Source organism: Micromonospora sp. ABR4_055, assembly GCF_056160425.1.
Genome location: NZ_JBSWXD010000125.1, coordinates 1 through 20803 on the forward strand (window position 1 = coordinate 1; position 20803 = coordinate 20803).

Here is a 20803-nt window from a genome sequence, read left to right on the forward strand (position 1 = left end):
TTTTATGTGTGTATCTCCTCTTCCCCCCCCCGCTCCCCCCCCCCCCCCCCCCCCCCCCCCCCCCCCCCCCCCCCCCCCCCCCCCCCCCCCCCCCCCCCCCCACGTCACCGGTCAGAGAGTCCGTAGTCGTACGTCGCGGAACTCCATCACGTCGCTGTTACCGTGGTTTTGCAGACCGATGAATCCGCTGACGAACTGGCGCAGATCGGTGGGCGGGTCACCCGCCCGGGACGACTGCTTGCCCGGCACGTTGTCGAACTCGCTGATCGTCACCCCGTTACGGATGATCGTGTAGTGCTGTCCGACTACCCGGATCTCGTAGTCGTTCCACTCGCCCTTCGGTGCGGGCAGCGCCTGGTCCAGGTCGTTGGGCTGGAAATTGTAGATCGACCCGGTCTTCTGCGGTTCTCCGCCCGCTCCGTCGTAGAGCTGGATCTCATGGCCGCAGAAGATCGCCACCCAGGCCTGGGAACTGCGGGCGGAGCCGACCGTGCCGCAGCTGCCCTCCGGCCGCTCGTCCACCGGCACTCGTGGATCCGGGAACCGGACGAACACCCCGCTGTTGGCCCGGGTGTCACCCGGTGACACGTCCTTGAACCGCAGCCGTAGCGAGTAGTCGGCGAACTCCTCCTCGCCGTACCAGAGCATGCCCAGCCCGCCGGAGCTGCTGATCGACCCATCCGGTAGCAGCCGGAACGTGCCTCCGGGGGCCTGCCGCCACCCTGACAGCGAATGGCTGGTGCCGTCGAACAGCGTCCGGTAGCCGGCGGTCCGACCGACGGGTGAGTCGGCACCGGCGGTCCGCAGCGTCGCCGCCTCCTGCTCGTCGAGCACCTCGCCGTCGGTGAGCTGCGCCAGCACCTCGTCCAGGTGGCTGGTGAACGAGCCCTGGTTCGGCCACTGCCGCTCGTCGTCGATCAGATCGTTGACCGTGCACCCGGCACCGGCGTCGTGGTTCGTCACCCCGGTGTCGGTGTCCAGCAGCCAGACCGTTTCCCGGGCATCCGGTGCGTCGCAGCCGGTGTCGACCACGACGGTGTGCTCGGCCACCTCGCCGTCGGCGTAGGTCACCTTCACCGTCGCCTGGAACCGCCCGTGCTTGCGGTAGGTGTGGGTCGGGTGCGGCAGGTGCGACACCCGGTTGCCCTCACCGAAGGTCCACTCCCAGGCCACCCCGCCCACCCGGTGGCTGGAGAAGGTCACCGTACGCGGGTCGCTCGGATCCGGGACCCGGGCCGAGGCGTACTCCGGTCCCGGGGTCGGCGCGCCGCCGTCGTAGACGATCCGGATCAGCTTCTGATTGCCGTGCAGGGTGAAGAATCCGCCGCCGTAGTCCAGCAGGTAGAGCGCGCCGTCCGGGCCGAACTTGGCGTCCATCCAGTGCTGCAACTGGGTGCCGCCGTTGCCACCGGGAATGATCGCCCGAAGGTCCTCCGCGTAGGCGGGGGCGCCCTGGTCGGGCACCACCGCCGGGTCGACGGTGACCGCCACCCGGTTGTCCGCGTTGGACTGGTCACCGATGAACCACTTGCCGTCCCAGTGCACCGGCCAGGCCACACCGCTGTCGGTGTCGACCTGTGAGCGGTGGTACGTCGGGCCGTTCATCACGGCCTGGCCGCCACCGCGCAGGTAGGGCCGGGTGAAGGTCTCTTCGCCCGGCTCGTACGTGGGCAACCCGCTGCCACCGGCACGGGTCGGGAAGACCGGGCCGCCGCCCTGCGGCGAGTACCAGATCATGTTGTCGCGCACCGGCGGCAGATTCACCAGCCCGGTGTTCCGCGGCGAGGTGTTCCGCGGATTGTCGCAGTCGTACCAGCCGGTCAGTACCGACGCGTCGGTGTTGCTGCGGTCCCGGTACGGCTGCCGGTTGCCCATGCAGTACGGCCAGCCCTGGTTACCGGCGGAGGTGATGATCGTGGCGTGTTCGTACTTCGCCGGACCGAGTTCCGGATCCGGGTTGGTGGCGTCCGGGCCGACCCAGGCAGCGGTCAGCCAGTCGTTGACCGGGTCCCAGGCGATGCGCGACGGGTTGCGTACCCCCATGACGTAGATCTCCGGGCGGGTCTTGCCGCCGCCTTCCTCCTCGCCGGTGAACAGGTTGCCGTCCGGGATGCTGTACGTGCCGTCCGGTTTCGGTGTGATCCGCAGGATCTTGCCGTTGAGGTTGTTGGTATTGCCGGCGGTACGGCGGGCGTCCTGGAACGAGACGCCGGCGTACTCCTGGGTCCAGTTGTTGCCGGAGTAGCCGCTGGAGCCACCGGACGAGTTGGCGTCACCGGTGCTGACGTACAGGTTGCCCGCGTCGTCGAAGGTCATCCCACCCCCGGCGTGGCAGCAGCTGTGGATCTGGGTGTCCCAGCTGAGCAGGTCTTCACGGGTGGCCTGGTCGATGCTGGCGTTGTCGTGGTCGTAGGTGAACCGGGACACGGTCCGCTGGCCGATCCGGTTCTCCCGGTCGATCGACTCGTGGGGCATCCAGTACACGTAGAACCAGCCGTTGTCGGTAAACGCCGGATCCAGGGTCATGCCCAGCAGACCCTCCTCGCTCTTGACCAGCTCGCTGCCGCTGCCCCGGTTGCCCATCACCTCCAGAGTGGTGAGCAGCTTCACCTCCCGAGTCCGCGGATCCCACTGGTGGATGGTGCCGCAGCCCTTGCCGATGTCCGGGTTCGACCAGTCGGGGATCGCCCCGGAGGGGCAGGCGGCGCGGCCGATGTAGAAGACCGTGCCGTCCGGCGCGATGGTCAGGCCGTGCGGCTCACCGACCTGATCCAGTTCACCCTGCTGGTTGGTGCCGGTGAGCCGCTCGATCCGGTAGTTGGCGGCTATCGTCGCCTGGCAGTCACCGCGTACCGTGCCGGCGGTCCACTGGATCGCGCCGAGGATGTGGTCGCGGAACTGGAGGTCCTTGGCCCAGCTTGCCTCGGTGCGGCCCATTCCGGTGTAGAACGACCGGCCACCGTCGTAGTCGTGGCACCAGGCCACCGGGTGGAACGGTCCGTTGCCGCTGAGCCCTGCGTCGTAGCTGGTCTCGTCGACCTGGGCGACGACGTGCACCCGACCAACCGGGTTCGGGTCCCAGCTGATCCACTGGTCGTCGCGGGTCCAGTTCATCGGCAGGTCGCGGGTCGCCGGGTGGTTGCGGTCGGTGACGTCGACCTCTGCCTGCTGGATCTGGGTCTCCGGTGCCGCGCCGGCGTCGGCACCGATCAGCCAGAGCTCGGCGAGCTGGGTCAGCGGCTCGCCGCTGTTCGCGGTGATGTCCAGCCGGTAGTGCCGGTAGGCCTCGGTGTTGTCGAACGCGAACTGCCGGGTGAGGAACCGCTGTGGGAAGCTCTGCCCGGTCCGGCGGTCCAGATCGGTCCAGTTCTTGCCGTCGTTGGACCCCTGCAGCGTCCAGTCCCGCGGGTCGCGGCCGGGGAAGTCGTTGGCCGAGGTGAGCGCGTACCGGTTGACCACGGTCGGCTCAGCCAGCTCACCGGCCAGCCAGCCGGTCGGGGAGCGGGTCAGCCACTTGGTGCCGGTGGCGCGGTCGAACGCGTGGCTGGCGGTCTCGTTCGGCGGGTTGTTGCCGCTGGCGCTCGACTCGACCACCGTCTCCGCCGGCGGCAGGGTGGGTGCCGGCCGGGTGCCGAGCAGACCGGTGAACCATTCCGATCCGGGCTGGGTGTACGCCGCGTCGTGCACGCCGACGAAGCCGCCGCCGCCCTTGACGTACGCCTGGAACGCCGCCTCCTGCGCGTCGTCGAGGGTGACGCCGGCAGTGGAGAGGAAGACCACGCTGCGGTAGCGGGCCAGGTTGTCGGGGTTGAACACGCTCGGATCGTCGGACGAGTGCACATAGAAGCCGTGCTCGTTGCCGAGCCGCCGGATGACGTTGGTGGCCCGGCGGACCGGGTCGCTCTGTTCGGCCTCGGGGCCGTGGAAGACCAGCACGTTGACGACCCGGTTGCCCCAGGTGGGTGGCGTGGGGTCAGCCTGGGCGGGGGAGACCGGCGCGGTCAGCAGACCGCCCAGCAGGGTGACGGCCGCGGCCGCGGCGGCTGATCGGTGGCGCAGTCGGGGGAATCTGAAATGGCGTCTGTCGGCCATTCCTGCTCCTTACAGCGGCCGGCGCGGGATGCGCCGGGGTGGGGTGGCTGGGACGGTTCAGTTCTGGTGGCCGTCGTGTCCGGCACCGGCCTGGATGTCGGCGGCCGGCTCGCCGCCGACGTCGACACCCGACTGGGCGAGCACCGCACGGTGCTGGTGACCGCCGGGCGGCATCTGTCCGTTCTCGTCGAGGACGTGCAGGGTGGTGGCCATGCCCAGGTCGGAGTGGAACTGCATGTGGCAGTGCAGCATCCAGTGGCCCGGTCCGACCGAGTCGCCGGCGACGATGGTCACGCCGAACGAGTCACCGGGACCGAGGGTCTTGTTGTCGATAACCGGGATGGAGTCGACGATCGCCTTGTTGTCGCCGGCGACCACGCCGGTGCGGGTGTCCGCCCAGGAGTGGCCGTGGACGTGCCAGGTGTGCATGTCGTCGCCGGTGCCGACCACGATGAACTCGACCCGCTCGCCGACCTTCGCGACGAAGCAGGCCGGGCCGGGCACCGGGTTGTCCAGGTCGCAGTCGTCGGTCGCGGCCCCGCGACGCAGGTTGATCGACTGGCGGTCGCCGAAGACCGTCACGTAGGTCCGGTCCGGCCGGGGGTCGCCCTGCCGGCGTACCACCAGGCCGCCGAACAGGCCCGAGCCGATGCCCTGGGTGCCGTGCGGGCCGCCGACCACGTGGTCGTGGTACCACCAGTAGCCGGCGGTGCCCGGCGAGCCGGTCCGGGAACTGCGCGGCTTCGCGTACCAGGTGTAGGTCCGGGACTCACCCGGCCCGACATAGGAGCCACTGTGTACGGTCCCGTCGGAGTCCTGGGTGTACTTCACCCCGTGTGCGTGCAACGAGACGCCGAGCGGGTGCTCCGGATCGGTCCGCAGTTGACCCAGCGTCTCGGCGGTCACCTGGTTGTGCAGGGTGATCGCCAGGCACTCGCCTTCGATCATCTCCATCGTCGGGCCCGGGTAGGAGGCGGTCTGCGGGGTCAGGCCGTAGCCCAGCCGGATCTGGTTGGTCACCGGGTCGCGGGGCAGCTCCACGGCGTACAGCTGCAGCTCCCGGTCCGGAGCCACGCAGCCCCCGGGCACCACGCCGTCGGCTGGTTCGACTGCGGCCACCGGGTCGGTGGCGCGGTGGTTGACCGCGTACGCGGCACCCGCGCTGGCGAAGGTGACCGCCAGGACCGCCAGGACCACCAGGGCCCGGCCCACGCCGTTATCAGGCGGGCCACCCGGTCTGGCCGATTCGTCGATCGGGCCGGTGCTCAACTCTGTCGTCTCGTTCAACGTCCGTTCCTGTTCGTCGCGTCGGTCATCGCCGGTCGGGGGTGGTGGTCTGTCCGTCGGGGTCCCGGGCCGCTCACGGCGTCAGCGGGGCGATCCGGACGTTGCGGAAGCTGACGATGTCGTCCGCGCCGTGCACCTGCAGGCCGAGGTAACCTTCGGTCCGCTGCCGACCGGCACCGCCCGGGTCGTCGGCCCGAGGCGGGTCGAACACCAGGTCAGGGGTGTTGACGAACTCGTTGACCAGCTCCCCGTTGCGGAAGATCGAGTAGTGCTGCCCGACCACCCGGATCTCGTAGTCGTTCCAGGTGCCCTTCGGGGTGACCCCGGCGGCGTCAACGTCGACGCCGTCGAACCCGTACACCGAACCGGTCTTGTAGCGGTCGCCGACCGGGCCGTCGAAGATCTGCACCTCGTGGCCGTACTTGATGGCCACCCACTCCGGCCGGGGCTCCTGCGGATGCTGGTGCACGCCGGGGAACCGGACGAAGACGCCGCTGTTGGCCCGGGCGTCACCCGGGGCGTCGTCGCGCCACTGCAGCTTCACCGAGAAGTCGCCGTAGCTGCGGATCGGGAACCAGAGCAGGCCGAGTCCGGCGACCGGCCGGCTGGTGATCGAACCGTCGGCGTTGCGGGTGAACCCGCCCGCGCCGACCTGCTCCCACTGATCGAACGACGCGCCCGACCGGTTGAGGATCGACTGGTAGCCGGTGTGGGCGTCCGACTTGCCGACTGCCGACAGCTTGGCCGTGTCGATCAGGGTGACCCGCTCGGCCTGGCTGATGACACCCTGTTCGCGCAGGTTCTTGACCACCGCGCGGACGTGCTGCATGAACTCGTTGTGGTTACGCCAGATCCGTTCGCTGGCGATCAGGTTGTTGATGGTGCAGCCGGGACCCACCTGCCGGTTGGGCACCGCACTGTTGCGGGTGCCCAGCCAGACCGTCGGGCGGGTGTCCAGCACCGGGCACTGCGGATCGCCGCCGCCGGCGACCACGGTGAAGGTGACCGATCCGGGATCGGAGGTGTTGCCGGCTTCGTCGGTGGCGCGGTAGCTGACCGTGTGCGTACCCGGGCTGTTCACCGTGACCGGGGCGGTGTAGCCGGTGTAGGCACCGCTGTCGAGGGAGTACTCGACACTGGCGACCCCGGAGTCGTCGTCGGTCGCGATCAGGGTCACCGTCGCGGTGTCGAGGTAGCCGCCGTCCGGCGTCCGGGCACCGGAGACGGACGAGGTCACCGTGGGTGCGGTGGTGTCCGGGTCCGGGGGCGTGGTGACGGTGAAGGTGACCGACCGCGGGTCCGAGGTGTTTCCGGCGATGTCGGTCGCCCGGTAGGTCAGCGTGTGCTGGCCCGGCTCGTTGACGGTGACCGGGGCGGTGTACTCGCTGAACTCGTCGCCGTCGAGGGAGTGTTCGATGGTGTCGACACCGGACATGTCGTCGGTGGCGGTGAGGGTGACGGTGGCGGCACCGAGGTAGCCCCCGTCGTCGTCGCGCGGCCCGGCCAGCGCCGCGGTCACCTGGGGCGCGGTGGTGTCTTCGGTGTTGTCGTCGCTGACCACCAGTAGCCCGTTCATCAGACCGTGGCCGGGGATGGCGCAGAAGTACCGGTACGTCCCCGGAGTGAGTACCACGTCGACGGTCCACAGGCCGCCGTTGGCGTCGTACGGGTCGGCCAGGATGTTGACGTTCACGTCCTGGTTGTAGGTCGGGTCAGCGGTCTCGAAGGTGAGCGTGTGCTGCATGCCGCTGGTGTTGCCGGTCGCTGCGCTGTTCTCGAAGACCAGCGTCGCCGGGCCGGGCTCGGCGGTGGTCGGCGCCGAGGTGTACGCGGTGACGTCGTTGCCCGTGGTCCAGGTCAGTACCTGGGCGGCCCGGTACTCCGGTGGACCGCCGTGGGTCGGGCGGGCGTTGACCGGCGCCGCGGCCAATGTGGTGGTGAGGACCATGCCGACCACGGCCGCCAGCGCGGTCAGCGACCGTCGCGGTCGGGTCGGTGCTCTGCTCGGGCGGACAGCTCCGCCGTGTTGGTCAGGGTTGACTGCCATCTCAGCGTACCTTTCATCACAGGCCGGTCCGTTTCGGACAGACTCGGTGCATGGTCGGCCACCGGCCGGGGGTGATCCGGGCGCGCGGAAACTGCACCAGTGGGGGCACGGGTGCGGCCACGCTTCACCGGCACCCGGGGCAGGCGGCCGACGCCGGGCGGGTGCGGTGGTGATACCGGGTGTGCGGGTAGGTAGGTGACGGGAAACGTTGGGCGGGTCCGACAGGTGACGACTGCCCTGGCGGCCAGGGAATGAGTAGGGCGACGGGGGTGCGGGCGCGCGCCGCCGCGCCGATCGGATGCGTCCAGTGTTTCCGGGGGGTGCCACGGCCCCGGCGAGGTCGTCGCCGTCGGGCGGGTGCCGTGCCCGCCCGACGGCGTCCGGTCGGGGCAGCCAAACTGTTTGGTTACCTAACCGAATGCCTCGGTGATCTGGAGGCTATCGGACTTGGGATCGAGGTGTCTACATCTTTCGGTGGTTCATCCCAGACTTTCGCCAGTGTCGACAGAAGGTGTGGAAGGGCGTTAGGTCACGAGCAGTGACCACAGTGTTGGCTGAAGCTGTCCGGAGCCGCCGGGATCAGGCCCGGGACCGGGCCAGTAGGTAGACGAAGTACGGGGCACCGATCAACGCCACCGCCAGGCCGGCCGGCAGTTGGGCCGGCGCGACGACGGTACGGCCCACGGTGTCGGCCAGTCCGAGCAGGACCGCACCGAGCAGCACCGCGACCGGGATGATCCGCGCGTGCCGGCCGCCGACGAGCGCCCGTGCGGCGTGCGGCGCGACCAGTCCGACGAAGCCGACGACACCGATCGCGGTCACGCTCAACGCGGCCAGCACGGCGGCGACCGCCAGCACCAGGAGACGGATCCGTTCCAGACCGACACCGACGATCCGGGGCGAGTCCTCGTCGATCGCGATCAGGTCCAGCTCGCGGTGGGCGGCCAGGGCGACCGGCAGCGCCACCAGCAGGGCGACCACCACCGGGACCACCTGGGTCCAACTGCGGCCGTACGTCGTGCCGGACAGCCACGTGTAGATCTTCGGCGTGTCCCACGGATTCGACCGCACCAGCAGATAGGTCGTCAGGGCGGTCGCCGCGTACCAGACCCCGACACCGATCAGGACCAGCCGGTCGGTGTGCAGCCCGCCCCGCCAGGCCACGGAGTAGACCAGACCGAAGGCGGCCAGCGCGGCGCCGGTGGCGGCGGCGATCATCGTCGCGTTGCCGCCGACGCCGCCGGTCACCACGATCACTGCGGCCAGCCCGGCCCCACCGGTGATGCCGAGGATTCCCGGCTCGGCGAGCGGATTGCGGCAGGTCGCCTGGACCAGGGAACCGGACAACGCGAGGGCACCCCCGGCGGCCAGCGCCGCCGCCACCCGTGGTGCCCGTTCGTCCAGTGCGAAGCGGATGACGGGCGGTCCTTCACCGGACAGCCAGAGCGCGATGTCGCCGGTGAGCAGCCAGGTGTTGCCGGCGAGCAGGCCGAGCAGCCCGGCGCCGGCGGCGGTCGCGCTGACGACCGCCAGGACCGTCCGGTACCGGCGGCGGCTCCGGGGCCCCATCCGGCTGCCCGGCGGTTGCCGGGTCGGGCCGAAGTCGCGTACCCGGCGGGCCAGCACGATGAGCAGGACGGCACCGACCAGGGTGGTGGCCACCCCGGTCGGCACCTGACCGGCCCGGTCCGCGCCGAGCAGGGCGCGGATCACCCCGTCGGCCAGGACGACCGTCAGCGCGCCGACCAGACCCGCCGCCGGCACCAGTACGGCGTGCCGGTGCAGCGCCGGTACGAACCGTGCCGACATCCGGGTCACCGCCGGCGCGCAGAGACCGACGAACCCGATCGGGCCGGCCAGGGTCACCGCCGCCGCGGTGAGCAGCACCGCGAGCACCGTCCCGACCGCCCGGGTCGCCCGGACCGGTACGCCCAGCGCCCCGGCCGTGTCGTCGCCGAGACCCAGCAGGTCGAGTCGGCGGGCCAGCAGCCCGGCCACAGCCGTGGCGCCGACCACGACCGGCGCGGCCTGCCCGAAGGCGGTCAGCCCGAGCTGGCTCAGCGATCCGCTGCCCCAGGCGAACAGCCCGGTCGTTTCCTGCTGGAAGCCGATCAGCACCGCGGCCGTGGCCGACTGCAACGCCATCGCGACGACGGAGCCGGCCAGCACGAGACGAGTCGTCGAGCTGCCCGCGCCGCCGGCGAGACCCAGAACGAGACCGGCGGCCAGCAGCCCGCCGACGAAGGCGACGACGCCCGACGCCCAGAGCGGCACACCGAGGCCGAACGCCGCGACCGCACTGACGGCGAAGTACGCCCCCGCGGTCACCGCGAGGGTGTCCGGTGAGGCGAGTGTGTTGCGGGCCAGCGACTGGAACAGCGCGCCGGCGACGCCGAGGGCGAAGCCGACCGCGATTCCGGCCGCCAGCCGCGGGAGCCGGGAGCCGAGCAGGATCTCCCGGACCGCCTCGTCGGCACCTGTGTCCCCGCCGCCCGCCGCCGCGAGCAGGTCGGCGAGCCCCACCCCCGAGGTGCCCTGGGTCAGGTGCCAGCCGGCGGCGACCACCAGGGCCAGCCCGAGCGACAGCAGGGTGCCCAACCCGCCGACCACGGCCCGGCGGTCCGCACCGGACGCCGCCACCGGTCTGGTGGCGACGGTGCCCGGCGTCGGACGGAGCCCCGTGGGCACCCGTGGACCGTCGTTCACGATGGTCAGCTGGCCAGGACGTCGACGTAGGCGTCGAGCACCTGCTGCGACGAGCGGGGGCCGCCGAAGGTCCAGATGCCGGCCGGGAAGGCGTACGCCCGCCCCTGCTCGACCGCCGGCAGCGACGCCCAGATCTCGTTCTTCTCCAGCTCGGTCAGGACGCTGCCGGCGGGGTCGGTGGTGCCGGTGTACAACAGGGTGGCGTCGCCGACGGTGGTCATCCCCTCGATGTCGGTCTGACCAAGGCCGTACGCCGGGTCGACCTCGCCGGTCCAGGCGTTCGTCAGGCCGATCGCCTCGCCGAGTTCACCGACCAGCGATCCCTGGCCGAACGGCCGGATAGCGACGTTGCCGCCCTGGACCCAGCCGTCGAAGTAGACGAACTCGGTGCTCGTGAGCTCAGCGCCGGCGATCTGCTGCTTCGCCTCGTCCAGGCTGGCCTGGAACTCGTCGGCGACGAGGTCGGCCCGATCGGAGCGGCCGAGGGTCTCGGCGATCATCGCGAAGGTGTCCAGCATGTTCTGGACCGGGTCGGCGGCATCCGCCCCCCGGGTGGCCAGCACCGGGACGTCGTACTCGGCGAGCTGCGCGATGACCGGGTCGTCCTCGGCGGTGGCCTCGACGATCACCAGGTCCGGGTCGGCGGCGAACAGCGCGTCGAGGTTGGGCTCGCCGCGCAGTCCCACGTCGGCGACGCCGTCCGGCAGCTCCTCGGCGGTGTCCCAGGTGCGGTAGCCGTCCGGGTCGGCCACCGCCACCGGGGTGAGGCACAGGGTGAGGACGTCCTCGATCTGCTGCCATTCCAGTACGGCCACCCGCTGTGCCGGCTCGTCCAACGTCACGGTGCGCCCGAGCGCGTCGGTGACCTCCACCGGTCCGGTAGAGGTCACGGTGGTGTCGTCGGCGCAATCACCGGAGGCGTTGGCCGTGGGCGTCTCGTCTGCGGTCTGCGGGTCGCTGGTGCCGCAGGCGGCCAGCGCCGACGGGATAAACAGGACGGCGGCCAGGGCAGCCGTCATCGATCGGGTTCTCATGGGTTCCTCACTCGTTGGTTGACCGGGCGATCAGCGGCGCCGGTGGTGTCGCCCTCGGGGCTCGACCCGCACCAGACCGGTGGCCGGGTCCACGGTGGTGTCGATCGGCAACCCGTAGACCTCGGAGAGGTGCTCCGTGGTCAGTACCTCGGCCGCCGGGCCGGCGGCCCGCACCCGGCCCTGGCTCAGCAGCACGATCTGGTCGGCCACGTCGGCGGCCTGGTTCAGGTCGTGCAGGACGACGCCGAGCGCCGTCTGGTGCCGGTCCGCGAGGTCACGGACCAGGTCGAGGATCTCGACCTGGTAGCGCAGGTCGAGATGGTTGGTCGGCTCGTCGAGCAGCAGCACGCCGGTGTCCTGGGCGAGACAGGCGGCCAGCCACACCCGTTGCAGCTCACCGCCGGAGAGCTGGTCGACCGCGCGGTGGGCCATCGGCGTGGTCCCGGTCAGCTCCATGGCGTGGTCGACCATCGCCTGGTCGGTGTCGGTGAGCGGGCTGAACCGGCGCCGGTGCGGGTGGCGCCCGAAGGCGACGACGTCGCGGACCCGCAGGCCGGACGGGTGCGGTCGCGACTGGGACAGCAGGGTCACCCGGCGGGCGAAGTCGCGGGCGGACAGCGGTGCCGCGTCCTCGAGGTCGCCGTTGCCGCTGCTGAGCATGATCCGGCCGGACGATGCCCGGTGCAGTCGGGCGAGCGAACGCAGCACGGTGGACTTGCCACTGCCGTTGGGGCCGATCAGGGCGGTCACCACGCCGGGGTGGATGGCGACGGACACGCCGTGGACGACCGTGGTGCGCTGGTATCCGAGCACCAGGTCGTCGCCGTGCAACGCCGTCGCGATCATGTTAGGTGAGGCTACCCTAAACGTTGATCGAGGCAAAGTCGCCGGGCACCGGCCGCCCGGCGTACCGGCGGCGACGCCGGATCCCCGGCCGCAGGACGCCGCTCGGGCATCCCGCGGACCGGGGATCCGGCACCGGTCAGGGCAGGGTGTTCAGCACCAGCGTGCCGATCTCGGAGCCGAGCACACCGGCCCGGTTCTCGCCGGCCACCCCGTCGGCCCGGTTCATCAGTACCGCCACCACGATCCCGTCGTCCGGGTACATCTGTAGATACGCGGTGGAACCGTCGGCGCCACCGGTCTTGCCGATCCGGCGGTGCCCGTCCTCGGTGCTGATCGACCACCCGTACGCGTAGCTCCACCCGGTGTCGACCCACATGGGGTCGAGCGAGTCCGGGCCGACGATCTCGCCGCCGATCAGCTTGTCGCCGAAGCGGGCCAGGTCGGCGACCGAGGACTCCATCCCGCCGCCGAGGACCTTCCAGCTCACCTCGTCGCCGCCGTACTCGTCGTTGGCGCCGTCGTAGAAGGTGCTGCGCCGCACCGAGGTGTCCGACAGGTTCTCGGGCCGCAGGGTGCCCAGGTTGAACGCGGCAGTCAGCTCCGATTCGGTCAGCTCGCCCACCGGGGTGCCGGTCGCGCCCTCCAACGCCGCGCCCAGGATGGTGTAGCCGTGGGTGCTGTAGTGCGGGTCACCGATCGAGCAGACCAGGTCGGAGTCCCAGAACTCGGCCGCGGCCGCGGTGGCGTTGGCGTACCAGGTGGTGCCGAGATCGGTGTCCTCGGCCTGCCACTGCGCGACGTCGTCCGGGTCGGCGCCGTCGTCGGCCTCCGTGCCCGCGTAGTGCCGCACACAGGCACGGTTGCTGGCCACCTGCTCCACCGTGTCGCCGCGATCACCAGAGCGGCGAGTACGCGGCTTCCCGTGCCGCGTACGGATTCGGATCTCATGGTTTGCTGCTCCTCTCGATGGTCCGGCTGACCGATCAACGCTGTCGTTACCGGTAGTGCGATGCTTCGTTGGTATATGAGGAGATTGCCCGCTTTGCGTGGGTGGTGGTGCCCCAGGCGTCCCGAATCGGCAATGAAGGAGTCGGTCATGACCCGCGTGATGACGGTTGTCGGCACCCGGCCGGAGATCATCCGGCTGTCCCGGGTGATGGACCGGCTGGACCGCACCGTCGACCATGTCCTGGTACACACCGGGCAGAACTGGGATCCGGTCCTCTCCGAGGTCTTCTTCACCGAGCTGCGGCTGCGCCCGCCGGACCGGTCGCTGGGCGTGGACACCACCTCGCTCGGTCGGGTGCTCGGCGGCGTCCTGGTCGGCATCGAGGCCGCCCTCGACGACTGCCGGCCGGACGCCCTGCTGGTGCTCGGGGACACCAACAGTGCCATCGCCGCCCTGATGGCCCGCCGGATGCGGGTGCCGGTCTACCACATGGAGGCCGGCAACCGGTGCTTCGACCTGAACGTGCCCGAGGAGACCAACCGGCGCCTGGTCGACCACGTCTCCGACTTCAATCTCGTCTACAGCGAGCACGCCCGCCGCAACCTGATCGCCGAAGGCCTCCATCCGCGCCGCATCCTGCACACCGGCTCACCGATGCGGGAGGTGCTGGAGCACCATCGGGCGGATATCGCCAGGTCCACCGTGCTCGACCAACTCGGGCTGACCGCCGGCGGGTACTTCGTGGTCAGCGCCCACCGTGAGGAGAACGTCGACCGGCCGGACCGGCTGCACCAGCTGCTCGACTGTCTGCGGGCGGTACGCGACGAGTGGGCGCTACCGGTGCTGGTCTCCACCCATCCGCGTACCCGCAAACGGCTGGAGGTGCTGGCCACCGACCCGACCAGCCTCGACCGGATCACCTTCCACGAGCCGTTCGGGCTGTTCGACTACGTACGCCTGCAGTGCGCCGCCCGCTGCACGCTGTCGGACAGCGGCACGATCAGCGAGGAAGCGGCGATCCTGGGCTTTCCAGCGGTGACGCTGCGGGAGTCGATCGAACGGCCGGAGGCCTTGGACGTCGGTGGCATCATCATGACCGGGCTGGACCCGGCCGGCGTGGTGGAAGCCGTCCGGGCAACCGTCGAGCAGGTCGCCTCGGCCGGGGTACCCTGCCCGGCGGACTACCAGGTGCCCGACACCTCACGGCGGGTCGTCGACTTCATCCTGTCCACCGTGCGGCGCCACCACGAGTGGGCCGGGCTGCGTCGCTGAGCGCGGCAACCGTACGAATCGAAGGCTGAGCCGACAGTGTGTGAAACGACGACCCGGGTCCGACCCGCCGCCGGCGGGGTGGCGACCCGGCAGACCACCGCCGACGCGGCGACCGGGACCTTCCGGATCCTCGCCACCGCTGCGGTGTTTGAGCCGGGGTTCCGTGGCGGCGGCCCGATCCGGTCGCTGCGCTTCATCCTGGACACCCTGCCTGACGACCTCGACGTCACCCTGGTCACCCGCGACCGGGACCTGCACGCGAGCGACCGGTACCCGGGGCTGTCCGGCGAACTGGTCCACCGCGACCGCCGCTGCGCGGTGTTCTATCTCGACCCGGTGCGCCCCCGGCAGTGGCTGCGGCTGCTGCGGCAGATCCGGTCGCGGCCGGTTGATCTGCTGTACGTCAACAGCCTGTGGTCGATGTACTCGGTGGTCCCGATCCTGGCGGTGGCCCTGCGGCTGCTGCGGATACCGGCGATCATGATCGCCCCACGCGGCGAACTGGCCCCCGCCGCTCTGGCCATCAAGGGCGGCAAGAAGCGGCTCTTCCTTGCGGTGTGGGCACCGGTGCTGCGTCGCCTCGGTGTGCGGTGGCAGGCGTGCAGCCAGCTGGAGGCGGATCAGATCGCGGCGGCGCTGCCCTGGGCACGGGTGATGGTCAACGGCAACGAGTGTCCGATCCCGGATCGTCCGCCGCCACCGGTCGTGGCGCACGACGGTCCGTTGCGGCTGGTCTTCATCGGCCGGATCTCACCGATGAAGAACCTGGACACGGCGTTGGCAGCGGTGGCCCAGGCAACCCGGCCGGTCGACTTCGACATCTTCGGGCCCGATGAGGACGAGCCGTACTGGGCGCGGTGCGGTCAGCTCATCGCGACGGTGCCCGGCCATGTCCGGGTGCGGTACCACGGCGAACTGCCGGCCGCCGAGGTGCTGTCGACCTTCGCCCGGTACGACGCATTCCTGTTCCCGACGCTGGGCGAGAACTTCGGACACGTCATCCTGGAGAGCCTGGCGGCCGGCTGCCCGGTCGTCTGTTCCGACCGGACCCCGTTCAGTGAGTTGATCTCCAGCGCCGGCGGGGTGGTGGTCCGGCCGCTGACGGTGTCGGCGCTGGCCGAGGCGGTGAACGAGCTGGCTGGCCGGTCGGCGGGTGAGCGGGCCGCGGCGAAGGTGACGGCGGGGCGGCGGTACCGGCTATGGCGGCGGCAGGCGCGCGAACTCAACGTCCTCGACCACGCCCGCCACTTCTGCCGGTGACCCGCCGTCACCGGTGTGCTGCCAGGCTCGTTGGACTGGGTGTGTCCAGTCGTCTTCGTACGATCGTCCGGCGGGTGCGGGACCATCTGGCGGCCAGCCGGGATCCCGAGGCGTTCGTCAGATCGTTGGGAGTCAACCTGACCGGCCGGGTGCGCTTCTACGGCGTGAACCGGGCGATGTTCGGCTCGGAACCGTGGCTGATCACGATCGGCGACAACGTCTACATCACCTCCGGGGTGCAGTTCGTCACCCACGACGGGGGAACCCTGATCCTCCGCAAGGAGCATCCCGAACTGGACTGGACGGCTCCGATCGTCATCGGTGACGACGTCTACATCGGGATGCGGGCGATGATCCTGGCCGGGGTGACCATCGGCAACCGGTGCGTCATCGGCGCGGGTTCGGTCGTCACCCGCGACATCCCGGACAACACGGTGGCTGCGGGGGTGCCGGCCCGACCGCTGCGCACGACCGACGACTATCTGCGCAGTCTGCAGGCCAAGTCGCTGGGTATCGGCCACCTTCCGGTGGCCGCCAAGCATGCGGAGATGAAGCGGATCTACGGCGTACCGGCGCGGTGATCAGGCCCGGCGGTAGGCGATCCGCGGCGGCGGGAACTGGTGCACACCGGCGACCGCGACCGGCCCGAGCAGGCCGGCCACGCCGGACATCTGGTAGCCGAATCGGTTACCGGTCATCGCCGCCGGGCCGGAACCGATGTTCAACGTCGTGGCACCGCCGACCTGGCTGGTCCGCAGGGTGGGCGGGGTGGTGGCGGAGCCCTGCCACACGACGGCGTACCAGTGCCAGCTGGCGGGCAGCGTCACCGGCGTGGTCAGCACGTACTCCCGGATACCGGCGGTGGCCACACTGAGCGCGCCGAAGTCGGCGATCGGTCCCTGCGACGCCGGTCGACCGGTCGTCGGGTCGTGGGCGTACACGCCATGGCGCAACCAGCCGCTACCGGTCGCCGTAATCTCTACACACACCCGGTCGACCCGGGTGGCCTCGGCCAAGTATATCGGGTGCAGCAGCAGCCGCTGGAACGCGTCGGTGCAGGTGGTGGTCCCGGTAGGGCCGGCCAACGGCAGGAAGTAGCTGCCGATCCCGGAGGTGGCTCCGGGCAGCGGCTGCGGGCTGGCCTGGTCGGGATCCGCCCGCCACATGCCGTACCCGGGGGAGACCGGCACCTGGTAGGCGATGCCGTCGGCAGCGACCCGCTCCGCGACGGCGAGGTTCGTCGGTCCGACCGGGACCAGCCGGCGGTGGAACAGTTCCGGCGCTGGTATCCGGGCGGCGACGACGGTACCCACCCGCTCGATGATCACGAAGTCGTTGCTACCGTCCGAGACGACCAGCTCGGTCGCGGCCGACGGCGGTGCCAGATAGCGTCGGTACGCGGTACCGGTGACCGTCTGTCCCGGCCAGAGCTCGCGACCCCACACCAGCTGCGGGTAGTTCTTCTTCAGGCTGGACGAGACGAACCAGCTCTTCGCTGTGGTGTGCCGCACCCTGGTCGCCGGCTCTCCGTCGTCGACCGGCAGCAGACCGGCGGCGATTCCCCACAGCTGGACCCCGCCGCCGCTGACCGCCCACTGGGTCATGCCGGTCGCCGGCATAGTCGGGTCCCGCAGACTCGCCGGGGTGATATCGGTGATCGCGGTGATCGTGTCGATCCGCGCCCAGTACGACCAGTTCAGTGTCCCGGCCGCCTCGACGTTCGGCATGAACTGCAGGCGGCTGCCGCCCGCCGGCACGGTCAGCGCCGAGCACTGGGTGACCCCGGTACTCAGGGTGAACCGGTCCATGGCGGTCACCCGCTGGGTGACCAGCAGGCCCCCCGGCGACCAGCGGTAGTCGTTGTCGATGCGACACATCGGCGGGATCCGGGTCATGATGGTGGCGAGCGGTGTGCCGATGTTGGCCTGGGCGGTGTCGATCATCCCCCGGTACGAGGGGATCACGTAGGACTCCCGGATCCGCAGCTGCTCACCGGTGGACCGGCCGTCGGGCACCGGCCGGCCGTCGAGGTCGACGACCACGGTGTGCGAGTGGGTGGCCGGGCGGATCTGGACGTCCGGGGTCAACCAGGTGATCGGTACCGAGGTCCGGTTCGTCGCCCCGGCGACGTGGGTGAGTGCCGCCGCCGGCCGCACCCGCACGCCCTGGGTGACCCCGTCGACGATCGTGTACGGGTTGCCGAACAGCAGGCTGTTGCCGTTCGGCACGGCGAGCAGGGTGAAGGTCCGGATTCCGTCGGTCCACCGGGAGCCCAGGTCGGCGGTGGTCTTACCGTGGTTGGTGAGCGCGACCTGGGTGCCGATGTTGTAGCCGTGGTTGCCGCCGATGTACGACCAGCCGGTGTGGATCGGGCAGTTGTCGTCCGAGGTGTCGTGGATCCGGGTGCCCACCGCCGACATGACCGGCCAGACCTGGGCGTCGGTGGCGGTCGACGGCACGAGGGTGACCTGGGGCAGGCCCGCGTGCCACATGCCGACCATGGACTCGGCGTAGGCCAGGTTGGCCGGCATCACCAGGTCCCGGGTGCCGTCGAACCTTGACCTGATCGACATCAGGGCGTTCGACCGGTAGACCGTCAGTCCAGGCATCTCGGCACCTCCATGGCGAGCCGCGCGACCTGCTGTCACTGTGCGCCTTTTCGCAGTTCAGGACGGTTTTCGGTCGGTGACATGACAACGCTGCCGGCCGTTCGGCGATCCTTGCGGGCGGTATAGACAATGTGAGGCGATATCTCTGACAAGAGATGTTATGAACCCGTTACCCGCTTCTCGGTCGGCTCGATGTACAGGTGACCGGGCGGCACTGCGAGGAGTTGTCCCATGCGCATTCTGATCACCGGCGGAGCCGGCTTCATCGGCTCCAACCTGGCCCGTGCCGCACTGGTCGAGCCGGCGGTGAAGGAGGTCACCGTCCTGGACGACCTGTCGGTCGGACTGCGCGACAACCTCACCCGGCTGGACGTCGAGGTGGTCGAGGGGTCGATCCTGGATCCGGCCGCACTGGACGCCGCGATGGCCGGCCGGGAGGCCGTGGTCCACCTCGCCGCCCTGCCCAGTGTGCCCCGGTCGCTACGCGACCCGGTGGCCTCCCATCACGCGAACGCGACCGGAACCCTGCTGGTGCTGGAGGCGGCCCGCCGGCACGACGTTGCCCACCTGCTGGTCGCCTCCTCCTCGTCGGTGTACGGCATGAACCCGACGCTGCCGAAGACCGAGCTGACCTGGACCCGGCCGATGAGCCCGTACGCGGCGAGCAAGCTCGCCACCGAGGCGTACGCCCTGGCCCACCAGGCGTCGTTCGGGCTGCCCACGCTGGCGTTGCGGTTCTTCAACGTGTACGGCCCCGGGCAACGGCACGACCACGCCTACGCTGCGGTCATCCCCCGGTTCGTCCACGCCGCGCTGCGGGGCGAGCCGGCCCTGGTGCACGGCGACGGCACCCAGTCCCGGGACTTCACCTACGTCGGTACGGTGTGCGCGGTCATTCTGGACGCGCTGCGGCGCCGCGTGCACCACCCGCACCCGGTCAACCTTGCCTTCGGCGCCCGGGCCAGCCTGCTGGAGGTCCTCGACGACCTCGCCGGACTGCTCGGCCGGCGCGTCGACCGCGAGCACGCGCCGCCGCGTCCCGGCGACGTCGCGCACTCCCTCGCCGACACCGCCACGTTGCGGGCGCTCTTCCCTGGCATCAGCCCGGTCGACCGTCGGGACGGCCTGCGGGCGACCGTCGAGTGGATGGCCCGTCGGCTGGCCGTCGAGCCCGTCGCGAGCCGGTGACAGGGGCCGCCGACCGGACCGGACCGGACGGCCGTGACCGTGACCGTGCCGTACGGTCCGGCATCGCTGCGGCAATGGCGGCGAAGGCGACCGGCATGGCGGCCCCGCTGGTCATCACCCCGGCCTGCTTCCAGTACCTCGGTGACCAGCGGTACGGGCTGTGGATGGCGGTCACCGCGCTCACCGGGATGGCCTGGTTCGCCGACCTGGGGCTGGGCAACGGACTGCTGACCCGGCTCAGCCGGCTCGGTACCGACGTCGGGCAGCAGGCCAGGGAGATCTCCAGCGCGTTCGCCACGGTCGGCACGGTCGCCGTCGCCCTGCTCTGCGGCCTGTTCGCGATCAATCCGCTGGTGCCCTGGGAACGACTGTTCGGGGTGACCGATCCGCACATCGCCGCCGAGACGTCGACGGTGGTCCTGCTGTCGTTCGGAGCGTTCGCCGTCAACATCCCGCTGTCGCTGATCCAACGGATCCAGTACGCCGACGGTCAGGTCGTGCAGAGCAGCGTCTGGCAGTCGGCCGGCTCGCTGGCCGCCATGGTGGCGGTGCTGTGCGCCATCGTCGGTGGATGGGACCCGCTGGCGGTGATCGCTTGTGCGGTACTGGCGGTGCCCGCCGTCAACCTGGTCAACACCGTGGTCTACTTCGGCGTGCAGCAGCCGGCCAAGCGCCCCGGCCCCAGGTTGGTCGACCGGGCGACTGCGGCCGGCCTGCTCCGGCTCGGCCTGCGGTTCTTCGCGCTCACCGTGATGTCGTCGATCGCTGTCAACGTCGACAGCCCGCTGGTGGCGAACATCCTCGGACTCGCCGTGGCGGCGCACTACGCCGTCGTGGTGAAGCTCTTCGGTGTGCTGTCCATCTTCGTCGGCCTGGTCGGCATGGCGGTCTGGCCCGTGAACGGTGCGGCGTTGGCCCGTGGCGAGGTGGCCTGGGTACGCCGGCACACCCGACGGTTGGTGTTGCTCTACGGGGCGGTGGTCGGGGTGGCGGGCGCGGCGCTGGCCGGCTGGGGGCACCCGTTGATCGAGTTGTGGGTCGGCGGCATCGACCCTGCCGTGGTGCCGGTCCCGGTCCTCGCCGGACTCGCCTGCTGGAGCTTGCTGGTCGCCGTCAGCTCGCCGCTGATCCTGGTGCAGAACAGCGCCGGGCTGCTCCGGCCGCAGGCCGTCGGCTGGGCCGCGTTCCTGGTCCTGGCGACCGGCCTGAAGATCTGGGGCCTGCACCATCTCGGTCTGGTGGCCGTGCCGTTGGCGGCCTGCGTGGCTTACCTGCTCACCATCTGGCCCGCTGCGGTGATCGGCTACCGGCAGGCAATGGACCGGGCCGGCCACGGCGCCGGCCCGTCTCCCGCAGCGCCCGACAATGCAGCGCCCGACCCGGGCGCTGGCGGTGGCACGGCGGTCCGGCCGACAGTCGACGGAAGGGGGACCGGTGTCCGAGTTGGCGGTTGACCCGGACGACGTCCGTGACCATCCGGCCCCGCCCGGCGGTTGGGCGACCGCCCCACCGC

General features: G+C 70.7%; 13 protein-coding genes. 5 read left to right on the forward strand and 8 right to left on the reverse strand.

From position 1 onward, the window contains the following. Nucleotides 1-111: 111 nt before the first annotated feature. The 7 genes from ACXAHD_RS23945 to ACXAHD_RS23975 all read right to left on the reverse strand — a co-directional run bounded on the left by ACXAHD_RS23945 (nt 112) and on the right by ACXAHD_RS23975 (nt 13198). Nucleotides 112-4092, reverse strand: coding sequence for a ThuA domain-containing protein (locus ACXAHD_RS23945; RefSeq protein WP_475053316.1), 3981 nt, complete (start codon nt 4090-4092; stop codon nt 112-114). Nucleotides 4093-4149: 57 nt separating this feature from the next. Next, the gene (locus tag ACXAHD_RS23950) at nt 4150-5379 is read right to left on the reverse strand and encodes a multicopper oxidase domain-containing protein (protein WP_281555227.1); all 1230 of its coding nucleotides are present in this window, start codon (nt 5377-5379) and stop codon (nt 4150-4152) included. Nucleotides 5380-5452: 73 nt separating this feature from the next. Beyond that, nucleotides 5453-7426, reverse strand: coding sequence for an OmpL47-type beta-barrel domain-containing protein (locus ACXAHD_RS23955; RefSeq protein WP_475053319.1), 1974 nt, complete (start codon nt 7424-7426; stop codon nt 5453-5455). Between the two features lie 579 nt (nt 7427-8005). Continuing rightward, nucleotides 8006-10114, reverse strand: coding sequence for an iron ABC transporter permease (locus ACXAHD_RS23960; protein WP_281555225.1), 2109 nt, complete (start codon nt 10112-10114; stop codon nt 8006-8008). Between the two features lie 23 nt (nt 10115-10137). Beyond that, nucleotides 10138-11166, reverse strand: coding sequence for an ABC transporter substrate-binding protein (locus ACXAHD_RS23965; protein ID WP_289213025.1), 1029 nt, complete (start codon nt 11164-11166; stop codon nt 10138-10140). Nucleotides 11167-11196: 30 nt separating this feature from the next. Continuing rightward, nucleotides 11197-12012 carry an ABC transporter ATP-binding protein gene (locus tag ACXAHD_RS23970; RefSeq protein WP_289213024.1) on the reverse strand — a complete coding sequence of 272 codons (816 nt, stop codon included), beginning with the start codon at nt 12010-12012 and terminating at the stop codon, nt 11197-11199. 136 nt (nt 12013-12148) lie between these two features. After that, nucleotides 12149-13198 carry a serine hydrolase domain-containing protein gene (locus tag ACXAHD_RS23975; RefSeq protein ID WP_289213023.1) on the reverse strand — a complete coding sequence of 350 codons (1050 nt, stop codon included), beginning with the start codon at nt 13196-13198 and terminating at the stop codon, nt 12149-12151. On the opposite strand from ACXAHD_RS23975, the gene wecB reads away from it, so the two are divergent. The 3 genes from wecB (at nt 13109) to ACXAHD_RS23990 (ending at nt 16074) form a co-directional block, all read left to right on the forward strand. Next, nucleotides 13109-14233 carry a non-hydrolyzing UDP-N-acetylglucosamine 2-epimerase gene (wecB, locus tag ACXAHD_RS23980; RefSeq protein ID WP_289213022.1) on the forward strand — a complete coding sequence of 375 codons (1125 nt, stop codon included), beginning with the start codon at nt 13109-13111 and terminating at the stop codon, nt 14231-14233. The genes ACXAHD_RS23975 and wecB overlap by 90 nt on opposite strands. 36 nt (nt 14234-14269) lie before the next feature. Then, complete coding sequence (locus tag ACXAHD_RS23985; protein ID WP_289213021.1) at nt 14270-15493, forward strand: glycosyltransferase family 4 protein; 1224 nt, start codon at nt 14270-14272, stop codon at nt 15491-15493. Nucleotides 15494-15567: 74 nt separating this feature from the next. After that, nucleotides 15568-16074, forward strand: coding sequence for an acyltransferase (locus tag ACXAHD_RS23990; protein ID WP_281555219.1), 507 nt, complete (start codon nt 15568-15570; stop codon nt 16072-16074). Here ACXAHD_RS23990 and ACXAHD_RS23995 read toward each other — a convergent pair whose 3' ends face one another. Further along, entirely contained in the window at nt 16075-18102 is a 2028-nt protein-coding gene (locus tag ACXAHD_RS23995; protein ID WP_475053322.1) for a hypothetical protein, read from the reverse strand. It lies immediately after the preceding gene. Nucleotides 18103-18333: 231 nt separating this feature from the next. Here ACXAHD_RS23995 and ACXAHD_RS24000 point away from each other — a divergent pair, with 231 nt between their 5' ends. Both ACXAHD_RS24000 and ACXAHD_RS24005 read left to right on the forward strand, forming a co-directional pair. Beyond that, the gene (locus tag ACXAHD_RS24000; protein ID WP_281567334.1) at nt 18334-19290 is read left to right on the forward strand and encodes an NAD-dependent epimerase/dehydratase family protein; all 957 of its coding nucleotides are present in this window, start codon (nt 18334-18336) and stop codon (nt 19288-19290) included. Further along, a complete protein-coding gene (locus tag ACXAHD_RS24005; RefSeq protein ID WP_281555216.1) occupies nt 19287-20744 on the forward strand; it encodes a lipopolysaccharide biosynthesis protein in 1458 nt (485 codons plus the stop codon). Before ACXAHD_RS24000 ends, ACXAHD_RS24005 begins: the two co-directional genes overlap by 4 nt. Nucleotides 20745-20803 lie beyond the last annotated feature (59 nt).